This is a genomic window from Streptomyces sp. TS71-3 (genome assembly GCF_018327685.1).
In the GTDB taxonomy this organism is placed as follows: domain Bacteria; phylum Actinomycetota; class Actinomycetes; order Streptomycetales; family Streptomycetaceae; genus Streptomyces.
Map to the genome: position 1 here is coordinate 1647195 of NZ_BNEL01000003.1, position 20240 is coordinate 1667434.

Here is a 20240-nt window from a genome sequence, read left to right on the forward strand (position 1 = left end):
AGGCCCCTACCTCCTGGTAGGGGCCTCTTTCATGCTCTCCAACGGTTATGCCAAGGTGCCCGGCTTGGGGTCCTCAGGGTGGGCCTCGATGTAGGCCGCCTCCCATACCGCCTTGATGCGACCCTTGGGTGGTACGTCCTCGTTCTTCTTCACCGGAGTTTTCGGGGAGTTGTTCAGCCAGTCGCGCACCCGCCGGTTCCATTCGGCAAGGTCTGGGTTCGGAGCGCCCTTGCCCGTCTTGCGCGCGCCGGGCCCGCCGGTTGAGCCGCCCGGCGCTGCAGCCGGACGTGCAGCGGTCACGAACGGCGCGAGTGCCCTCTCCAGCTTGGCGAACGATGTCGGACCAAGGTCCACTTCCAGGTTCTCGTACCCGATGTACTTCCGGACCGTGATCTTGTCGGTGCCGTCCCGGTTCCTCAGAGGCTCCCCGTCGTCGGTCTCCGTGACCTCTTCCTCCTTCTCGACAGGCACCCGGAGCTGGACGGTCTCCGTGCCCTCTTCCGGCTTCCCGGTGAGGTCATCCACGTACTCGACCTTGAAGAACTGGATGACCGGTTCGGTGACGCCCGGGATGGGAACCTCAACCCGCTGGACCGAGGTATCCCCCACTTCCTGAGCCTTGGTGTACTCGGCTTCAGTAGCCGGTACCGGCTTGGTGGCCATGCGATCACTTCTCCTGTCGTGCCGTCCCCCGCGGACAGCAGTAGTGAACAGTACCGCCGAATACCACAGACGTACAATCGTGCCTCTCGGCATGCTCGTTGGATGCATACCCGCAGGTCAGGGTGCCACTCCGGGGATTGTGATGAACCGCCATGCCAAGGCTCCTGGTCGTAACCTTCCCCGTTGATCACCCCCCGGAACCCACAAGATCCCGTCAGGAAGAGTCTTGGCGGGCTCTCTTGATGTCCGCGTAGATCAGGGTCTCGTGGGCATGCATGATACAAAAGTCGATACAGACTAAGTCTTGTGTGCCGATGCTCTGTTCCCTCACTATCTGGGTATAGCAGCCGGTGATGCGCCGAACCAGGGATTGGGTGCCATGGTCGTATACCTGCACTGTCAGCAGTACGCCCCCGGAGCATGCAGATCGCTCACGTCGTCGATGGCCCGCGATCCGAAGGAAACGGTATCCGGATCGCATTGCCCCGTGTCCTGATACCACCTGTCGCTACCCGGGTGAGGCCTTGCATCTCACCACCGGACAGGTGGAGGGCCGTACCGCTCACGATCCGTCCGCCAACACCGCTCGCCGGCACATCGGCCATGAGCTTCACGTGAACGGCCTCGGTGCGTTCGTCTACGCACTCCGTCGCCGGAACGAGTGGGTGTGACCGGGCATACCCGCGATGCCTGTACAACCGGACGCCGCTAACGGCCGCTCACATCTCGTTCGTTGACCCGCAGGGGATACGGCAAGGCCTGCTCGTTCGATGATCCGGCGGCGGCTGATGAGGTGGCCGAGTACAGGCCTGGGCAGATCACGGAAGCGCTTGAGGTGCTCCAGGGACGGAGTGTCATCGCGCTCCATTCCGGACTCGATGGGCGCGCGGTAACTGCAGGTCAGGGCTCTTGGGGCGTCGTTGCTTGCGTCGATTGCCGATACCGCGGCACTGCCGGCTGGCCTCTTCGCCCCTCCTTCAGGCATCGACCCACCGCTGGGAACAAGCGCCGAGAGGACGGCCAGATCGAGACTGACCAGGAGTGCTGAGAAAACCCGGGACCAAGGAGAGAAGATGACCAACAAGCAGATGTCCGGTGCGGTAATAGCCGTAACCTGTGTCGTATTAATGGTCGTACTGACCCCCGTGGCGCTGCGCTCGGACCGGGAACGGCAGCCGGCGACCATAACGGAGAAGTCTTCCTCGGTGAAGAAGCAGTACACCCGCGCCGAAGTCAGCTTCCTGGCCGGCACGGGCATGGTCGCGAATGTCAAGGACCGTACGAGCGTTTCGAAACCCGAGCGGGTGAGTGTCGGATACCAGGCGTGTGCCTCTTTGAAGAGGGGATTCGCGCAGGGCGACGTCATTGACTCTCTGGGCTACCGATACGACTTCGCGGACGTCTTGGTAGCGGCCGCATATGAAGATCTCTGCCCGGAGATCCCGATCGCGTAAAGGCAAGCCTTGGCCAAGATCATGGGTCAACCCGGCACAGTTCGAGAGGGAAGCGCTATGAAGAACTTACGCACCCGCAGACGCGCATGGGTGGCAGGCGGTATGGCCACTGCCATCCTGAGCGGCATGGCCGTGCTCTCCGGTGTGGTCGACGACGCTCCGGCCGACAGCCCCACCAGGTCGCCATCCCACGCACCCGCCACGGTGGTCCGCCACCTGTCCGACATGGAGACCTGCCTCGGTGCCTGTCCCGGCTGCGTCGCCTGGCGGGCAGAGACCGGAAGGAGATGACTGAGTCTTTTCACGCTGGCCACCGGTCGGGTGACGGGGTGGCCTCCCACAACCCGCCAAGCTCCTGAGCCGTTGATGCACCGCTTCCGCCAGAGGGACCCGCCCGGTAGACGCAGGGCGGCACCCGTCAGATGCCGTTCTGGACGGCGTTGATCACCACGTCGGTGACCGGTCGGGGTTGAACACCATCGACAGTGCGGAGCCTTGACGCTGACGGTGTGGGAGCCGGCCCGTGCGGTCATGACCTTCTGTTCTGCAGGGGGAATCGCCCCGTCCGCGGTACCGATCAGGGCCCGGTGCGGGGCGGCAGCCTTGATGCAGAGAACTCCATGAATCCCTCTGTATTTCCGGGGTCGCACCTCCGGAGATTCGTTCGGAAAGCGCCCAATTCTCCCCGAGATCGCCCAGGGATATTCTCGGGGAGACGCCCCGGCCCAGCTGGTCGACCGTGTTGCCCACCGCCGAGCCCACGCGGATGTAGTGCGCGGCGATGCCGAGCCCACGCCGATGTCCTGCGCGGCGATGCCGAGGCCCGGCACGATCAGGTTGCGCGCCGGAACGCGGTGGGACCCACCGGCACCGCCTGTTTGACGTAGCGGCAAGCCGACGCCTTCAGGCGGTGTTCAGGGAATGTCCAGTTGGCTGCCCTGCGTGCGCCACGTGTGATCTCTAGCGTTCCTTCGCGATAGAAAGCGGTCTATATGACCAGTTTTGCCGAGGAAGGGGTCCATGGTGGCAGCCCTGGCGCTCCGGGCTCGCGGAATCACCGGGTCTTGCGTCGTCGTCGCCCCTGACCGTATCGATTGCGACGTGGCGCAGGGCCCGATTCACGGGCTGGTCCCGCCCCATGGCGCGGGGAGGGCGACTCTGCCGGGCCCGGCCGTCGCGGATCGCGGCGCTCTCGATGCCCTGGGAACGCCGGTCGGGTGGGCGCTCGCGACTCCTGACGGTGTCGCTGGCTTCGTCGACGACTCGGGGCTCCATCCTTCACTGACCGCCCGGGGGAACCTCGCAAAGCCGGCCGCTCTCCGCGGTTCCCGGCGTGCCGACGGCGGGGATCGTCCTCGCGCAGGCTTACCGGCATCGCCCTGAGCCTGGCGTGGGCGGTCACCGCGACCGCGCCGGCATACGTGCTCTTCATGCGGCACGACTTCACCAGCCTGGCGAACGACGGCGGTGCGGCGCGCGATCGCGGGCGGGGGCGGCCCGCCGCCGACGGCCACGGGTCGAACGAGTCAACGGCTTCCTGGTGCAAGCCCCGTATGTGGGGCCGAAGCCGCTCTGACGGTTCGACAACGCTGTCGCCTACTCTCCACCACACCGAAGGGGTACTCCTCCGTGCACGTAAAACGTCTTCGAAAGCCCGCCGGGAAGTCGCCGCGCCTCCACCGCTTCGGCGGTCTCAAGGCGCGCACGCTCACGGTCGGCTCGGCCGCGGTCGCTCTCGCCGTCACCGGGACCGGGATCGCTGTCGGATCGACCATCGGGTTCGGTTCCGACCAGGTCGGCCAGACGACCAGCAAGGGCCAGGTGGTCTCCGACAACCAGATCGTCAAGCCGATCGGTGACCGCCTGCTCACCCAGTTCGGCAAGTTCATGGGCTCGACGGTCAGCCCGGACGGGCGATTCCTCGCAGCGACCACCGCCGACCATCCGGCGGTCCTGCAGATCTTCGACCTTTCGACCTACAAGCTCATCTGGACGGTCGGCAGCGCATCCGGGCTCAACCAGAGCCTGTCCGATGCCACTGTCGGGCAGGAAGGCCCGACGTACTCGCCGGACGGCAAGTTCCTCTGGCTTCCGCAGCAGGACGGCCTGACCCGGTTCCCGGTCAACTCCGACGGCACCCTTGGTACGCCGACCCGCATCTCGATCCCGACCGTGAACAGCCACCCGTCGGGTAACGACCACCACTCGGTGCCCAACTCCGCGTTGGTGGCCCAGACCAAGTACTCGCCCGACGGGTCCACTCTCTACGCCGCGATCAACGGGCAGAACACCGTGATGGCGCTCGACCCCGACACCGGTGCGGTCAAGCACACGTGGAACGTCGGCATCGCCCCTCGTCAGCTCGCCTTCGCGGGTGGCAAGCTCTACGTGAGCAACGAGGGTGGCCGCCAGGCACGGGCCGGCGACACGACCATGGACTCCTACGGCACCAAGGTGCCCGCCGACGGGTACCTGGGCACGTCCACGACCGGGTCCGTCAGTGTCATCGACACCACGAAACCGTCCGCGGCGGTCGGGTCGATCGCTGTCGGCCTGCACCCGACCGCCATGTATGCCAGCCACGACGCGTTGTTCGTCGCCAACACGAACAGTGACACCGTCTCGGTCATCGACACGACGAAGGACCAGGTCGTGCAGACGATCGACACCAAGCCGTGGCCGTCGTCGAAGGTGGGGTACGAGCCCGACAGCATCGCCCTGACCAAGGACGGCCACCTGCTGGTCAGCCTGGGGAGGGCGAACGCCGTCGCGGTCTACCGCTACGACGGCACGCCGAAGAACCCGGTGAGCTACATCGGCCTGCTGCCGACGGACTACTACCCGGCGACCGTGGCGACCGTCGGAAGCAAGATCGTCGTCACCAACACCCGCGGCATCGACGCGCGCGGCCCCGCCATCACGACCGACAAGGGACAGGGAACCGTCCCCGTGAGCGGCCACGACACGCACAGCACCACCGCGTCCCTGACGCGCTTCACCCTGCCGAGCGACCGCGACATCGCGCGCTACACCGACACGGTCTTCGAGCAGAACGGCTGGGGCAGGAACGACGTCCAGCAGGCCAAGGGCAACAAGGGCGGCAAGGGCGACAAGGGTGGCAAGGCGGCGGTCCCGGTCCCGACGCGCATCGGTGACCCGTCCACGATCAAGCACGTCTTCCTGATCGTGAAGGAGAACCGGACCTACGACCAGTTGTTCGGCGACATGGGTGAGGGCAACGGCGACCCGTCGCTCACGCAGTTCGGCGAGAGGGCCACGCCGAATCAGCACGCGCTGGCCAAGCAGTTCGGTCTCTACGACAACGTGTACGACGTCGGCACCAACTCCGCCGAGGGCCACAACTGGCTGATGGAGGGCGACAACCCCGAGTACAGCGAGTCGTCGGCGGGTGAGTACCAGCGCAGCTATGACACCGAGGAGGACGTGCTGGGCCACCCGCGCTCGGGCTTCCTGTGGACCGCCGCCGAGTCCGCCGGTGCTACGGCCAGGAACTACGGCGAGTTCGAGTACATGGAGGGCAAGCCGGCCGGTTCGTGGCAGCAGTACTACTGCGCGGCCAAGAGCGTCGACGACGGTGGTGACCCGGCCCAGCTGACCGCCCCGGACCTGAAGGGCGACTACGGCTCGGTGATCCCGTCTCTGAACAAGATCGCCGACCCGCAGTCCCCGCCCTTCGACCTCGCGATCCCGGACACCTACCGCTACCAGACGTGGAAGCAGGACTTCGAGAAGAAGGGTCCCTCCAACCTCAACATGGTGTGGCTCTCCAGCGACCACACCGGTGGGCCGGCGGACTCGGTGGCCGGAGTGGCCGACAACGATCTCGCCACGGGCGAGATCGTCGACACGATCTCGCACAGCAAGTACTGGAAGGACTCCGCCATCTTCGTCCTTGAGGACGACAGCCAGGACGGCGCCGACCACGTGGACGGACACCGCGCCCCGGTCCAGGTCATCAGCCCCTGGGCCCAGCACGGCAAGGTGATCAACACCTACTACTCGCAGATCTCGGCCGTCCGGACGATCGAGCAGATCCTCGGCGCCCAACCGCTGAACCAGAAGGTCGCCGCTGCCACGCCGATGTACGACGCCTTCACCTCCCGGCCCGACTACAAGCCCTTCACCGCGGTGCCGAACCAGGTCCCGCTCACCGAGGGCATCGCCACCGCGCCGGCCTGTGGTCTGGACACCCTGGGCCGCACCGGCGCCGCGGCGAAGGCGCTCAACAAGGCGGAGGCCCAGAAGACCGCGGTGCCCGCGAACGAGCAGGCCACCGCCGCTGCCTGGCAGACCTGGCTCGCCAAGCAGCACACCACCGGCAAGGGCGCGGTCGCCGACTACGCCAACCCGGAGCAGATGAACCGGTACACGTGGTACCAGGCCCACCAGTGGAAGTCGCCCTACCCGGGTGACACGAAGATCTACGCCCCGTCGCAGGTGCCCGGTGCCTACCTCCCGAGCTCGGACACGGACTGACGAGCCCCTGGACCACAACTGGACAGCATCGCGACGACGGCCCGCCGGACATCCGGCGGGCCGTCGCCCATCTCGTATGTGTGCTGGTCAGCTACGACAACCGCCACCTGGACGCCGGCCGAGGAGCAGCAGACCGGCACCGCTGCCGGTGAGCCGTGCCTGGCCGCAGGTTCCGAGTGCCCGGCAGGAGTCGCAGGCGGGGGCCGGCCTGCCGCACGTACCGAGACCTGCGAACGCACTCGTTGTGAGCGCACAGCCAGTCATGGACCAGCACGTCGGCGGGCCGCCCCGCGGCGTGGTCGGCGGTGTGCCGCATCCTGGTCCACGACGCGCTGTGCCGCAGAGGTTCAGCCCTGCTGTCCGGCCGGCTCACCGGAGTGGCACACGGAGTCCGTCGCTGTCCTGAGCGCCTGGCGGTGGAGCGTGTCCAGCCGTTCCAGCACGGCCCCCGATCCGCCGGCCAGGGCGAGCTGCACCGTGCAGGCGACGGGCCTGTCGCGCAACTGCTCCGTGTCCTTGAGCTCGTGGAGCAGCGCCGTGGTCAGCTGGTCGAGCCGCTGGCGGATCTGGTCGAGGTCGGGGCGTGTCGTGGGGGCTTCCTCGGGGTGCGCGGTCCAGCGGGCGAACAGTCCCCGCTGCACGATCTTGCTGGCGGTGATCTGGTCCTGGAAGAACGCCACCGCCGCATCCGGGTTCACTCCGGTGGCGCCGGCCTGCTCCCGGACCTGCTCCAGCACCTGTGCCTCGCGCACCGGGTCCTCGATGGGCGAGTCGGTGCCGAACTTGGACGCCGCCACGTCATCACTCACGCGGATGCGCTCGATGGCGAGGTCCGTGAGAGGGCCGAGCCTGCCGAGGGCCTTGGCCGTCCCGACCGTGCTGCTCGCGGACCCGGCGCTCCCGTGGGCACTCGCGGCGATGGCCTGGGGGATGGTCAGTACGGTTGCCGCTACCAGCGATCCGGTGATCGCGGCGTAGCGAGTCGTCCTGTTTCGCGGATTCAACAGTCTGCCTCGGTTTCGGTGTGGGGACGGGGCTGCCTGGGCTTTACGACGGGTCCGGCAGCGGGATGGCGCGGAAGACGCGGTCCGGATCGAAGCGGCGCTTCGCCGCGAGCAGCCGCTCGGTGTTCGGACCGTAGGCGTGGGCGATCTGTTCGGTCTCGTCCGGTCCGAGCAGGTTGGGGTAGCCGCCGGGCAGCGGCACCGGCGGCGAGCGCGGCCGAACGCGGGATGCGGATACGCATGACAAACTCCCAGAGAGAACGGTCCTTCTCGCCACTAGAGGTGCCTGGTGAAGCTCCTGTCAAGACCGAACGTCCTATCTGCTCGCATGTCGGCCCCTGGCGCAACGAGCCCGATTTCAGGAGGGGTTGGTGCCCGAAGGGGGTGGCGTCCGCGAAGCGCGTTCGTCCTGGCCTGTCGGCGGCGTTTCCTGGACACCGTCACGGACCTGCTGACGCACCCCGGCAATGTGCCCGCCGCGCCGGCCGACCGCCCCCCGGGTCCGGGGTCAGGCTGAACGGAGGCAGAAGGGGTGTCCGGCCGGGCTGGCGTACACCCGGGAGCCTTGCCGGCCGGAGGCGGTGACATCGTCCGTCGGCCTCTGCCGCCGGCCGCCGCCGTCCAGAATCCGCTTGTCCGCGGCCGCCACGTCGTCGGTGGCGAGGTCGAAGTGCATCTGCTGGGGAGCGCCGTCGGGCCACTGCGGCGGCACATGCCCCGGAGCGTGCTGGATCACGATCACGGGGAGGCCGCCGGCCTGGAGGAAGTGGTGTGTCGCCGTCCTCGTGATCGAGCCGCCGAGCAGCTTGTGCCAGAACGAGCTCTCGCTCTCCAGGTCGGCGGCGTCCACGATCAGCGACGTCAGGCTGAAGTTCATGGTGATTCTCCGTTTTCGCGGGTGCGGGGGAGAGGCGGAAGTGGCTCAGACCGTGGGGATGATGCCGCCGTCGACCCGGAACTGGGCGCCGGTGAGCCATCTGGCGCGGTCCGAGGCGAGGAGGGCGATCATCTCGGCGACGTCCTCGGGTTCGCCGGGGCGTCCCATCGGCAGCTTCAGCCGGTCCACGATCTGCTGCTTGGTGTCGTCGAGGTCGACGCCCTGGCTGTCGGCCATCCGCTGGAGGTGCTGGGCCGCTCCCTCGGTGACGATGAAGCCCGGCAGGACGCACACCACCCGTACGCCGTGCACTCCCAACGCCGTTGCCAACTCGCGGCTGTAGGCGTTGAGCGCCGCCTTCGACGCGGCGGACGGCGCCTCGGCGGGCTGGGGGAGGTGGCTGGCGATGGAGGACACGTGCACCACGACGCCGGACCCGCGCTCGACCATTCCCGGGACCAGGGCGCGGTCGAGGCGGACCGCGGAGAGCAGGTTCATCTCCAGGTCGGCGAGCCAGGACGCGTCGGACCGCTCCAGGGTCGGTGTCGTGCCGGTTGCGGCTCCCGCGTTGTTCACCAGGATGTCGACACCCCCGACGCTCTCCAGCACGCGCCGTCCGAGTTCCCGCACCCCCTCCTCGGACCGCAGGTCGGCGGGGATGAAGGTGGCGGGCATGTCTTCCGGGGGAGCGGTGCGCGAGGCCGTCAGTACCGTGGCGCCGGCGGCGGCGAACCGGCGGGCCGTTGCCTCCCCGAGTCCTCGGCTACCGCCGGTCACCAGCACCCGCAGGCCGTAGAGCCCCTCGTCGTCGATCGCCACGGCCGTACTCCTTCAGTAAGGTGAACCCGACTCCGGAAACTGTACACAAAAACGGAACCCGACTCACCTTATGGGGGACTGTTGCCGTCATCACGTCCGCTCCGCGCCGATGCCCGACGCAACCGCGAATCGCTCCTGGCCGCGGCGCGCGAGGCGTTCCTCGCCGCCGACGACGTCCATGTGGAGGAGATCGCCAGGCGAGCCGGCGTCGCGGTCGGCACGCTCTACCGCCACTTCGAAACGCGCGAAGCGCTCGTCGCGGAGGTCTACCGCCAAGAGGTCGCCGAGCTTTGCGAAGCCCTCGCGCGGTTGCTCGACCGGCACGCTCCGGACGAGGCCCTGCGCACCTTCCTGCTGCTGCTCGTGGAACACGCGGCAGTCGGCAGGGGGATGGGTGACGTGCTGGAGAGCATCATGGCGACCGACTCGCCGGTCTTCGACGACGCGCGCGACGAGATGGCCCGCGCCCTGGACGAACTGCTCGACGCGGGCGTCGCGGCCGGCGTCGTCCGCGGTGGCGTCAGCGGACGCACCGTCCTGCGTGCCCTCGGTGGCATCTGCGGGATGCGCGCCAACGGCTGGGAGGACGATGCGGTACGCATCGCCGCGATCCTCTATGACGGGTTGCGCTACGGCGCCGCGGACCACGGAGGGCTCGACCGCAACACACCTGGGTCCGCTGCTCGGTCGACGAGCTGACCGGGCCCTGCGCATGGCCTGCCGTTGCCGGTGGTGTGGGGGCGCTCTGGCGATTACTTCCGGGGCTGGGGTGGGCGGGCGGTGCGTGCCTGCAGGATTCCTTCGACGCCGTGGAGGAAGGTCGCGGAGATGAGTTCGGGGTCGAAGAGGCAGCCGGCCGCCATGGCGCCGTCGCGGAGCATGGCGAGGTGTTGGCCTGCGGTGTCGGCGGGTGAGTCGGCTGTCTGTGCCAGCAGGTCTGTGACGGTGTCCAGGAACCACTCCCGGTGGGCCAGGACGGCCTGGTGGATCGGGTGGGCGGGGTCGAAGTACTCGGCCGCCGCGTTGAGGAACGCGCATCCACGGAACCCGGAGGACCGGATGCCCTCCGTGATGGACCTGGCGACGGCCCGGACCTGGTCGGCAGGCGACTGGCTGCTCGCCACCGCGGTGGCGACCTGCTCGCGGACCGCCTGGTCGGCCTGTTCCAGGTACGCCAGGACCAGTGCTTCCTTGCTGGGAAAGTGGCGGTACAGCGTGGCCCGGGTCACCTGCGCCTCCGCGACGATCCGGTCGATGCCGACCGAGTGGATCCCCTCCGTGTAGAAGATCCGGGTTGCCGTCCTCAGGAGCCGCGTTCGCGCCTCGGAGACGCTGCCACGTTCTGTACTCCGACTCATGCCGCGCAACCTACCAAACGATAGAACGTTCGGTCTTGACGTGGCGCACAAGGATCCTCTTTACTGCTCCAGGTAGAGAGAACGTTCTCCCCTTGCATGTCCTTCGTCAGGCTCGACCCGCACATCGACACACACGGAACAGGTCGACACTTCTCGCTCCGTTGGGGGCAGCCGGCCCGGCACGGTGGCGCACGTGATCGAAGAAGCCGAGCGCCCCGCGCGATGGATCAGCCGCTTCGCTTCGCACCGCTTCGCACCACCTCGCTTCAGGAAGGCACTCCCGTGGACACCCTTGTCGCCACGACCCCCACCAGCGTTCCGGCGTCCCTGCGGAAGCTGTACTTCCTGCGGTTCGCCTTCGCCGCCGTATGGGCCGCCCTGCTGTTCACATCCGCCGACACGCTGGGGGTTCTCAGCGTGACGCTGCTGGTGGTCTACCCCCTGTTCGACGTGGCGGCCGCAGTCGTCGATCTCCGGTCCGTGAAAGCGAACGGCGGCACCGAGCCGGCCCCCTCGTCGGCCCTCGCGCCCGCCCTCAGCGCGAACATCGCCATCAGCTCAGCGGCGGTCATCAGCCTGGCCGTCGCCGCCACGTCCGTCGGTATCCCGGCCGTCCTGCGGGTCTGGGGAGACTGGGCCGTCATCTCCGGAATCGTCCAACTCGTCGCGGGTGCCGCCCGCCGGCCACTCGGAGGGCAATGGCCCATGATCACCAGCGGCGCCGTCTCCACGCTCGCCGGAGCATCGTTCTTCCTGCAGGCCGGCAGCGACGACCCGACACTGCGAGGCCTCGCGGGCTACGCCTTCCTCGGAGGCGTCTTCTTCCTCATCTCGGGCCTGCGTCTGGGCCGCGCTGCCAAGGGGGACTGACGGCGACTGCGGCTGCGGCGGTCTGGGCGCGGATCCGCCGCGTCGACCACGATCCAAGGCGCCGTCGATGGATCGGCCCTTGCGCGCATCGGCAACGGAGTCTCACCGGGCCGGTGGTCTCGGCACTTGGACAAGGCACCGCATCAGCAGCCCAGCTGGAGATGACGACAAGCAGCACGCAGAGTCACGCGGCCCTGCACCGGACCGTCCGGGTAGAGTCGGGCGGTGCCCGAGCTGAAGCCGCTGCATGCCGACCACGCCCCGGCGGTGCTGGCCTTCGAGCTGGCGAACCGCGCCTTCTTCGCTGCCTCGATCTCCGACCGTGGCGACGACTTCTTCGACCGGTTCACCGACCGGTACAACGCTTCGCTGGCCGAGCAGGAGGCCGGTACCTGCGCCTTCTACGTGCTCGTCACGGACGACGGTTCGGTGCTCGGGAGGTTCAACCTGTACGCCATCGAGGATGGCACCGCAGAACTCGGCTACCGGGTCGCGCAGCACGTCTCCGGGCACGGCGTGGCGACAGGGACGGTTCGGGAGCTGTGCCGGCTGGCGGCGTCCCGGCACGGGCTGCGAACCCTGCAAGCGGCCACCGCCGACAGGAACGCCGCATCCCGGAGGGTGCTGGCCAAAGCCGGGTTCGTCGAGGTCGGCCCGGCCGACCCGGCTCACCTCGGCGGTAAGCCGGGCAGCTGGTACCGGCGCGACCTGGCGTGCGAGCCATAGACCGCGATCTCGCTCATGGGATCGCGCGAGCCCGCAGTCCGCGCTGCAGCCCGGCCTGGTCCGCGCCCCGATTCCCGGCGGCGGCTCCCGCCGCACGGAGCCCCGAGCCCCGAACCGCCGCCGTCGGGTGGCGGCCCGGCCTCATCTCACCCCTTTCGCAGCTGTTCCAGGAGCCCTGCGCGGGGCGTGCAGTTGGCCAGGGCGAAGGAGTCGGCGAGGGCCATCAGGTCGGCCTCGCCCAGGCCCCGGAAGAGCTCCGCGTACTCGTACGCCAGCGGCTGCGCGACCGTCAGGTTGAGGATCAGGGTGCGCACCCAGTCGAAGCGGCCCCACGGGTAGGGGTCGAAGCCCGGGAACTCCCTCGCCATCATGTCCTGGAAGGGCCGGGTGACCTCCGCGATCCCCATTCCGTCGCTCCCCCAGTTGTCGGCCCCCAGCCGGTTCTTCTTCGCCACGAACGCATCGAAGCGCCGCCGGTACGGCGTGTCCGCGTTGACCGCGGTGAGGCCCTGCCTGCCCAGGTCCTTGTACATCCAGATCGACCAGCTCGCGCCGTCGCCGCGGTAGATGTCGAGCTGGTCGTCGAGGAGTTCCGCGCGCATGGCGTCGACCCGAGGATCGCCCGTGTAGACGGGGCCGAACTCGCCGACCCACACCGGCGTGCCGGTCTGCCTGCTGTAGGCGGTGCGCTCCGCGTATTTCTCGCGGAGTTCCGTCTTGCCGTAGTACCGGCCGTCGGTGGTGCCCGGGTAGTCGCCGCCGCGCCCCAGCCCGGGAGCCGCGTAGTCGTGGCAGACGTAGACGGTGTTCTCCCCGTACCCGTCGAACGTCCCCGCGTACGTCGCGTCGTACGTCCCGCGGGGTTCGTCGAAGATGTCGAACTCCGTGGAGTAGGTGTTGCCGTCCAGGAAGAGGATGTGCCGGGGATCGACCGCGCGCACGGCCGCGACCAGGCGCCGGTAGAAGGGCCCCACGACCTCGCGTGACTCGTCGGCCGGCTCGTTGACCAGGTTGTAGCCCGCCACCCAGGGGTCGTCCTTGTAGTGGTCGGCGATGGCCTCCCACAGTGCCACCACCCGGTCCTGGAAGTGCGGGTGGTCCCAGAAGGCGGGGCGGTGGGTGTAGTTGTCGGAGTGCCAGTGGTGGTTCTGGGCGCCGGGCAGGGCGTGCAGGTCGATGACGGTGTATATGCCGTGTGCGGCGCAGGCGGCGACGGCCCGGTCCAGGTGCCTGAAGCCGTCGGACCGGAGCTCGAAGGGCCGCCGGTCGTCCTCGAAGTGCCGGTAGTTCACCGGCAGGCGCACGCAGTTCAGGCCCGCGCCGGCCAGCAGGCGGGCGTCGTCCTCGTTGAAGAACGCCGTGAGCAGACGCTCGAAGAACGCCTCGTAGCGCTGGTCGCCGAGCACCGCCCGCACGGTGGAACGCATCAGTGCCTCGTTCGCCGCATAGCCCGTGATGAAGTTCTCCATGTTGAGCCAGCCGCCTACGGCCGTGCCGCGCAGCCGGACGGTCGCGCCGGAGCCGTCGACGAAGCGGGCGCCTTCGGTGCGCAGGAGGGGGGTGGGGTCTGGTGTCATGTGGGGCGTCCCTGTCAGGTCGGGGTGGCGGATGGAGGGGCGTGGCGGCGCGGAGCCCGCGGGGGGGGGTGCCTCTATGTCCTTGGTCAAGCGGGGCGTGGGGTTCGGTGTTCGTAGAAGGTGCCGTCGCGGAGCATCGCGTAGAGCACGCTGATGCGCTGGCGGGCCAGGCGGAGGAGAGCCTGGGTATGAGTCTTTCCTCTGGCTCGGCAGCGGTCGTAGTAGGTGCGGGAGACGGGATCGTGCAAGGCGGCGAAAGCGGACAGGAACATCGCCCGTTTGAGCTGGCGGTTTCCGCCTCGTGGCGCGTGTTCGCCGTGGATCGATGTGCCCGACGACTTGGTGGTCGGGGCCAGGCCGGCGTAGGAGGCGAGATGGGCGGCGGTGGGGAAGCTGGTGCCGTCGCCGACGGTGACCAGCAGGGTGGCAGCGGTCCTGACCGCGATCCCCGGCATCGAGATCAGGACCTGGGAAAGAGGGTGCTCCTCCAGCAGGGCCTCGATCTGCGCTTGAAGAGCGCGGCGCTGTTCGTGGACAGCCGCGAGCGAGCGGGCCAGCGAGGGGATCACGATGTCGAGCGTGCCGGTCCCCGGGACCACGACGGTCTGTTCGTCGAGTGCGTCGAAGACGTCGTCGATCAGCCGCTGGGCCATGCGCGGGGCTTTGGGTCGGATGGTTTCGACGAGTTTGCGGCGGCCGGCTTTCCTGAGGGCGGATGGGGATCCGTAGCGCTCCAGCAGCCAGGTGACTGCTTGGTGATCCAGCCGCGGGCCCAGGACGCGTTCGAGGCTGGGGTGGAACTGTGTGAGCAGGCCGCGTATGCGGTTGCTGGTGCGTGTGGCCTCGGTGGCAAGATCCTGGTCGAAGCCGACCAGCACGGTGAGTTCGGCGGTGATCTCATCGGTCAGTTCCAGGGACCGCAGGGTGTGGGGCATGGTGCGGGCGGCGTCCGCGATGACCGCGGCGTCCTTGGCGTCGGTCTTGGCCTCGCCCGGGTAGAGGTCGGCGATCCTGCGCATCGCAAGTCCGGGCAGGTAGGCGACCTTGCAGCCTGCGTCCCGGGCCACGGTCAGTGGCAGAGCGCCGATCGAGGCGGGCTGGTCCACGATCAGCAGGACGGTGCCGAATTTGGCGGCCAGCTTGTCGAAGACGGCTCGCAGTTTCGGTTCGCTGTTGGGCAGGGGCTTGTCGAAGACCTTCTTGCCGGCTGGGGTGAGTCCGTGGCCGTGGTGGGCGGTCTTGCCGACGTCCAGGCCGAGGAAGACGCCCACGTCGCCGGTGTCGAACATCGTGCTGTCAGCTCCTTTGGTGCGGCTGGCCTGGGCTTCGGTGTCGTACGCGCGCATCCACGTTATGCAGACCTGCCGCCCGTGAACTGTCCGGCGTTGCGCCGGACCGGACGGTGGCCGGACCTCTCATCAGCGGCTCCGACGGCACCTCTCGGGCCCGGTGAACACCACCCCCCACGTCATCTCGGACAGGGGGACACAGTCATGCCGGGCCCGGAGGCCAGCGGCCCTCTTGCAGGACCGCGAAAAAGATAACGGGGAGAGCACCGTGCGCACGGTCACTTCAGCGCGCCCGCGGCGAGGCCCCGCTCGAAGAGCCGTTGCAGGCAGAGATAGGCGACGATCTCGGGTACGGCGGTGATGACCGCGCTGGCCAGCACTTTCGTCTGGTCGTTGCTGAACTGGCTGACGAAGTACTGCGGCAGGAGCGTGACGGTCTGCTTGGCCGGGTCCTGGAGCATGACGAGCGGCAGGAGGTAGTCGTTCCAGGAGTTGATCAGGACGAGCACCACGATGGCCGCGGCGATCGGCCGGGTCATCGGCAGCACGATGTAGCGGAAGGCGGCGAGCGCTCCGGCGCCGTCGACCCGTGCGGCCTCGAAGAGCTGGTCGGGGATGCCGGCGACGTAGTTGCGGGCGAGCAGGACCGTGAACGGCAGCTGCACCGCCGCGAGCGGCAGGATCACCGCGCCGTAGGTGTCGTAGAGGCCGATGTGCACCGTCGTGGCGAACAGCGGTGTCAGCAGCACGACTTCGGGGAGGGTGAGCGCCACCACCATCAGCCAGAAGTACACCTCCTTGCCCCGCACGGGCAGCTTGGCGAAACCGAAGGCGGCCGCCATAGTGAGCGCCCAGACGATCACGATGGTGCAGGCGGCGATGATGGCGCTGCTCTTGAAGAAGGTCGGCACGGCGTCGATCGCCAGCACGGCACGGAAGTTGCCCCAGCCCCGGCCCGACAGCGCACCCTGGAGCATCACCACGATCGGGAAGAGGTACGGGAGCACCAGCAGCGTCGCCAGGAGTTGGAGCAGCATCCTGGTGGACATCCTGCGCGCCTCAAACACGGCGGTCTCCCCTCTCACGGCGTGCCCGGCCGGCGATCACGAGGGCGGCGAGCAGCGCCAGGACGAGCAGCAGCACCGACAGCGCGGCGCCGTAGCCCACATGGGCCTGCGGCAGGCTGATGCGGTAGATGTAGGTACCGAGGAACTCGGTGCTGTAGTTGGGCCCGCCCACCGTCACCAGATACGGCACGTCGAAGGTCTTGAGCGCCCCGATCACGCCGAGCATCGCCAGGGCGACGGTGGTGCCGCGCACCCCGGGCCAGACGATGCTGACCAGCGTCCTGACGTTGCTCGCGCCGTCGATGCGGGCCGCCTCCAGCGTCTGCGGGTCGATCTGCCCGATGGCGGCGTAGTAGAGCACGAAGGTGATGCCGGTGAACTGCCAGACGGTGATGAACATGATCACCGGCAGGGCGGTGCTCGACTGGGCCAGCCAGGGCTGTGCGGCGAAGCCGAGACCGATGTGGTGCAGGAGCCAGTTGACCTGCCCGTCGGCCGCGAACATCTGCCGGAAGACCGGCGCCATGGTGGCCGGCGCCAGCACCACCGGCGTGAACACGAGGACCTTGTAGAGCCTCGCCAGCCTGATCCTGGAGTGCAGCAGCGACGCGAAGAGGAATCCCAGGAAGGTCTGCGCGACGAAGGTGACCACGAAGAACACGGCGGTGTGCCAGATCGCCTTCCAGAAGATCGGATCGTGCAGGATCGCCCGGTAGTTGCTGAGGCCGACGTGCGTGGGGTACGGGTAGGTGCCGTCCCAGTCGAGGGTGGAGAGATAGCCGGTCTCGACGACGGCGTAGTAGATGAGGCCGACGACCAGCACGAACGCCGGCATGATCCAGGGAACTCCGGACGGCAGCACGCCGCGTCGCCTGACCCCCGCCCCGCCTGCGACCACTCTGTGGGCCGTCCTGGGCCCGCGCGCCTTGAACATGGTCGACGTCATCGTCTCCTGCCCGTTCGTCGGTGGTGTCTCAGTGCGTCCGCCGCGCCGCGGCGTCCTTCTCGGCCGCTTCCTGGAGGGTGGCCGCGGCCTTCGCGGGGGAGGTGCCGCTCGCGACCGTCGTCGACGCCTCGCCGATCGCGGTCAGCATGTCGGCGCTGACGGTGGCGAACCGCGGTTCGGTGGACCTGCCGACGTCCTTGAGCAGCTTCTGCAGGGCCGGCCGCTGGACATCGGGACTCGTCAGCTTCACGGCGTTCCAGTCGGGTGTGGCGGCCTTCAGCGCGGGCACGTCGTTGAGCACGTCGGCCACCGTCTGCTGGCCTGCCGCGGAGGTACCCAGCCACGTGGCGAAGGTGGTGGCCGCCGCGATGTGCTTCGAGCGCCGGTTGACGGCGAGCCCGAAGTCGGCGTCCCCGAAGAGCGCACCGACGTGCCCGGTGCCGGCCATGTCGGGGAACGGGATCGGCACCTGGGTGAACGGCTTGGGATGGGCCACGCCCGCTCCGGAGATGGCCGCGGTCGAGCCCGCCCGGGTGGCGTACTGCATGTACCAGGTGCCCATCATCACCATGGCGTACTTGCCCGACATGAAGGCGTTGTTGGCGTCCGGATACTGCATGGTGCCCAGGGCGCCGCTCTGCATGATCCCGTCCTTGAAGAGCCGCTGCCACAGGCCGAGCGCCTTGACGATGGTGGGGTCCGTCCACGGCACGCGGCCGGCCATCGCCTTCTCCCAGACACCCGGCCGGACGTTGTCGGCGATGGCCTGGATGGTGTCCTCGTTGAAGGCGGTCTGCGCGGCGCCCTGGACGAAGCAGCCGACGTGGTGGGCCGCGAAGACGGCGCACACGTGCTTCCACTCGGCGTAGTCGGCGGGCGCTTTCAGGCCGTACCTGTCGAAGAGGTCCTTGTCGATCCACAGGGAACCGGCGTACGTGGCGCCGGCCGAGAGTGCCGCGAGCTTGCCGTCGGCGGTGAGGCTGCCGACCCCGATCGACGCCAGCTTGGACCTCCAGCCGGGGCCGAGTTCCTTGCGCACGGCGGGTGCGAGGTCGACGCCGAAGACGCTGTACTGCTTGACCGGGCCGTTGCCGGAGCCGGGTGCCACCGCGTAGACGTCGGGGCCCACCGAGGAGGCGAGCGCCGGCCGCAGCGCGGCGTTGTACCCGTCGATGGTGAGCTTCTTGTAGGTCACCTTGATCCGCGGATACGCCTTGTGGAACGCCTTGATGTACGCCTCGGCCGGGGCCTCGTCCGGTGTCCATCCCCACCAGGTCAGCGAGCCGGAGTCGGCCGGGCCCTTGTCCTCGGTCGCCGGCAGCGGACCGCCGGCGCAGCCGCCCAGCAGCAGCGCGGCGACCGCCGTCACGGCACCCAGCAGCCGGGGCCTCGCGGCGGTGGCGGATCGGGGCATGCGAACTCTCCTTCGAGCCTGGCCTGTTGGGGTGGTACTTGTGGTACTTCGAGCTGCGGTGGGGGGTCTGGGTGGCGGTGCCGTCGGTGCCGTCCATGGGGGCCGGGCCGGCTCGCCGGACGCGCCAGGGGGGCCTGTCCGGAACTCGGCCCGGGCAGCGGGCTGGGAAACCGCGGGCACTCTCGCGGATGGGGACGCGCGGTGGCGGGGCGCCGGCGACACGGCCCGGAGCCCGCCTGAAACCGATGGAGTTGCGAAAGTTTCGGAAACTGTTCTGAAAACAACGAACCACCGGCGGCACTTCGGTGTCAAGACGAGCGACAGCGGATTCCCGGTCCGGCGCCAGGACGGCTAGGGCTCCACCCGGTCCGATGGGCGCCGAAAGGGGCCCGCGTGCGCCGCATGTTGCCGCCCGGCCATCCCGACGGGGCCCCTGAGGGGCCGGTGTTAGGGTTGAGAAACTTTCTGTACCAGGGGTCGAGGCATCGGGGGAGCACTGTGGCGGCGGCACGGCGAGACGCGACGGCGAACGTCCCGGGGGGCGGGCGCGGCCGTGCCGCTCCGGCGCGGCCGGGCGGCACCGCCGGTGCCCGGGTGACCATCGCCATGGTCGCCGAGGAGGCCGGCGTCTCGGTCCCCACCGTCAGCAAGGTGCTCAACGGCCGCCACCACGTGGGCGCCGACACCCGCAGACGGGTCCAGCAGGCCCTGGACCGTACGGGCTACCAGTGGCGCGGCCGGAGCCGGGGGGACCGCACCGGCACCGGGCTCGTCAACTTCGTGATCAGCACCGTGGACACGCCCTGGGCGCGGGAGCTGCTCACCGGGGCCGAGCAGGAGGCCTACCGGCTCGGGGCCGGCCTGGTGCTGAGCGTCACCCACGACAGCCAGGCGCGTCCACGGGACTGGATGGACATGCTGAGCTCACGGCCGACCGACGGCGTGGTCTTCGTCATCTCGCACGCCCGCCAACTCGGCGCCGAGCGGCTGAGCCCGGTGGGCACCCCCCTGGTGGTCATCGACCAGATGGGCGGCCACGACCGCAACGTACCGACCATCGGCGCCTCCAACTTCGCCGGAGGCTTCTCCGCCACCGAGCACCTGGTGGGCCTCGGGCACCGCCGCATCGGCGTCGTCACCGGCCCCGACGACGTGCAGTGCAGCAGGGAGCGGCTGGACGGCTACCGGGCCGCCCTGGTCAGGGCCGGCCTCGACCACGCCCCGGAACTCGTGCGCACCGGCGACTTCTACGCCGAGAGCGGCCGGCGCGCCGCCGCCGAACTGCTCGACCTCGACGATCCGCCCACCGCCGTCTTCGCCCTCTCCGACCTGCAGGCCCGCGGGGTCTACGACGAGGCGCACGAGCGGGGGCTGCGGATCCCGCGGGATCTCAGCGTGGTGGGCTTCGACGACGTGGACTCCTGCATGTGGATGACGCCTCGGCTGACCACCGTGCGCCAGCCGCTGGCGCAGATGGCGATGCTCGCCGTGCGGGGGGTCCTGGAGCCCGCAGAGGAGGTCCCGGGACAGTCGTTGCGGCTCGAACTCGCCACGCGTCTCGTGGAGCGGGAGAGCACCTCGGCGCCCCGGCGGGCCGGGTCGAGGCGGCGTTGAGGACGCCGGTCGCCCGGATCACGTGCTTTCCCATGGCCTCTTGACCCTCCCGGAAAGCCCGTTCT

General features: G+C 68.9%; 18 protein-coding genes. 7 read left to right on the forward strand and 11 right to left on the reverse strand.

The window, feature by feature from the left end; genetic code table 11:
* Positions 1-45: 45 nt before the first annotated feature.
* Positions 46-663: an Lsr2 family protein gene (locus Sm713_RS31295; RefSeq protein WP_212913338.1), complete on the reverse strand. Its 618-nt coding sequence runs from the start codon at positions 661-663 to the stop codon at positions 46-48.
* Positions 664-1736: 1073 nt separating this feature from the next.
* Here Sm713_RS31295 and Sm713_RS31300 point away from each other — a divergent pair.
* The 3 genes from Sm713_RS31300 (at position 1737) to Sm713_RS31310 (ending at position 6614) form a co-directional block, all read left to right on the forward strand.
* The gene (locus Sm713_RS31300; RefSeq protein ID WP_212913339.1) at positions 1737-2117 is read left to right on the forward strand and encodes a DUF732 domain-containing protein; all 381 of its coding nucleotides are present in this window, start codon (positions 1737-1739) and stop codon (positions 2115-2117) included.
* Between the two features lie 102 nt (positions 2118-2219).
* The gene (locus Sm713_RS31305; protein ID WP_212913340.1) at positions 2220-2408 is read left to right on the forward strand and encodes a hypothetical protein; all 189 of its coding nucleotides are present in this window, start codon (positions 2220-2222) and stop codon (positions 2406-2408) included.
* Positions 2409-3746: 1338 nt separating this feature from the next.
* Entirely contained in the window at positions 3747-6614 is a 2868-nt protein-coding gene (locus Sm713_RS31310) for a bifunctional YncE family protein/alkaline phosphatase family protein (protein WP_212913341.1), read from the forward strand.
* 347 nt (positions 6615-6961) lie between these two features.
* Here Sm713_RS31310 and Sm713_RS31315 read toward each other — a convergent pair whose 3' ends face one another.
* From Sm713_RS31315 to Sm713_RS31330, 4 genes are all read right to left on the reverse strand, one after another.
* Positions 6962-7618: a chorismate mutase gene (locus tag Sm713_RS31315; RefSeq protein WP_212913342.1), complete on the reverse strand. Its 657-nt coding sequence runs from the start codon at positions 7616-7618 to the stop codon at positions 6962-6964.
* A gap of 43 nt (positions 7619-7661) precedes the next feature.
* Positions 7662-7820: a BBE domain-containing protein gene (locus Sm713_RS31320; RefSeq protein ID WP_374196095.1), complete on the reverse strand. Its 159-nt coding sequence runs from the start codon at positions 7818-7820 to the stop codon at positions 7662-7664.
* A 306-nt stretch (positions 7821-8126) separates the two neighbouring features.
* Positions 8127-8495 (reverse strand): VOC family protein, encoded by a 369-nt coding sequence (locus Sm713_RS31325; protein WP_212913343.1) that lies wholly within the window; start codon positions 8493-8495, stop codon positions 8127-8129.
* A gap of 45 nt (positions 8496-8540) precedes the next feature.
* A complete protein-coding gene (locus Sm713_RS31330; RefSeq protein ID WP_212913344.1) occupies positions 8541-9314 on the reverse strand; it encodes an SDR family oxidoreductase in 774 nt (257 codons plus the stop codon).
* A gap of 81 nt (positions 9315-9395) precedes the next feature.
* On the opposite strand from Sm713_RS31330, the gene Sm713_RS31335 reads away from it, so the two are divergent.
* A complete protein-coding gene (locus tag Sm713_RS31335; protein ID WP_212913345.1) occupies positions 9396-10013 on the forward strand; it encodes a TetR/AcrR family transcriptional regulator in 618 nt (205 codons plus the stop codon).
* A gap of 53 nt (positions 10014-10066) precedes the next feature.
* Here Sm713_RS31335 and Sm713_RS31340 read toward each other — a convergent pair whose 3' ends face one another.
* Positions 10067-10672, reverse strand: coding sequence for a TetR/AcrR family transcriptional regulator (locus Sm713_RS31340; RefSeq protein WP_212913346.1), 606 nt, complete (start codon positions 10670-10672; stop codon positions 10067-10069).
* Between the two features lie 282 nt (positions 10673-10954).
* On the opposite strand from Sm713_RS31340, the gene Sm713_RS31345 reads away from it, so the two are divergent.
* Complete coding sequence (locus tag Sm713_RS31345) at positions 10955-11542, forward strand: hypothetical protein (RefSeq protein ID WP_212913347.1); 588 nt, start codon at positions 10955-10957, stop codon at positions 11540-11542.
* 225 nt (positions 11543-11767) lie between these two features.
* Positions 11768-12268: a GNAT family N-acetyltransferase gene (locus Sm713_RS31350; protein ID WP_212913348.1), complete on the forward strand. Its 501-nt coding sequence runs from the start codon at positions 11768-11770 to the stop codon at positions 12266-12268.
* Positions 12269-12414: 146 nt separating this feature from the next.
* Here the strand turns inward: Sm713_RS31350 and Sm713_RS31355 are convergent, their stop codons facing one another.
* From Sm713_RS31355 to Sm713_RS31375, 5 genes are all read right to left on the reverse strand, one after another.
* Positions 12415-13845 carry a glycoside hydrolase family 5 protein gene (locus Sm713_RS31355; protein WP_212913349.1) on the reverse strand — a complete coding sequence of 477 codons (1431 nt, stop codon included), beginning with the start codon at positions 13843-13845 and terminating at the stop codon, positions 12415-12417.
* A gap of 86 nt (positions 13846-13931) precedes the next feature.
* Positions 13932-15134 (reverse strand): IS110 family transposase, encoded by a 1203-nt coding sequence (locus Sm713_RS31360; RefSeq protein WP_212911822.1) that lies wholly within the window; start codon positions 15132-15134, stop codon positions 13932-13934.
* Positions 15135-15412: 278 nt separating this feature from the next.
* On the reverse strand, positions 15413-16183 hold the full coding sequence (locus Sm713_RS31365; RefSeq protein ID WP_212913350.1) for a carbohydrate ABC transporter permease: 771 nt from the start codon (positions 16181-16183) through the stop codon (positions 15413-15415).
* 10 nt (positions 16184-16193) lie between these two features.
* Entirely contained in the window at positions 16194-17147 is a 954-nt protein-coding gene (locus Sm713_RS31370) for a carbohydrate ABC transporter permease (protein WP_212913351.1), read from the reverse strand.
* A 28-nt stretch (positions 17148-17175) separates the two neighbouring features.
* Entirely contained in the window at positions 17176-18561 is a 1386-nt protein-coding gene (locus Sm713_RS31375; protein ID WP_212913352.1) for an ABC transporter substrate-binding protein, read from the reverse strand.
* Positions 18562-19155: 594 nt separating this feature from the next.
* On the opposite strand from Sm713_RS31375, the gene Sm713_RS31380 reads away from it, so the two are divergent.
* Positions 19156-20175 carry a LacI family DNA-binding transcriptional regulator gene (locus tag Sm713_RS31380; protein ID WP_249416811.1) on the forward strand — a complete coding sequence of 340 codons (1020 nt, stop codon included), beginning with the start codon at positions 19156-19158 and terminating at the stop codon, positions 20173-20175.
* The last annotated feature ends 65 nt before the right edge of the window (positions 20176-20240 follow it).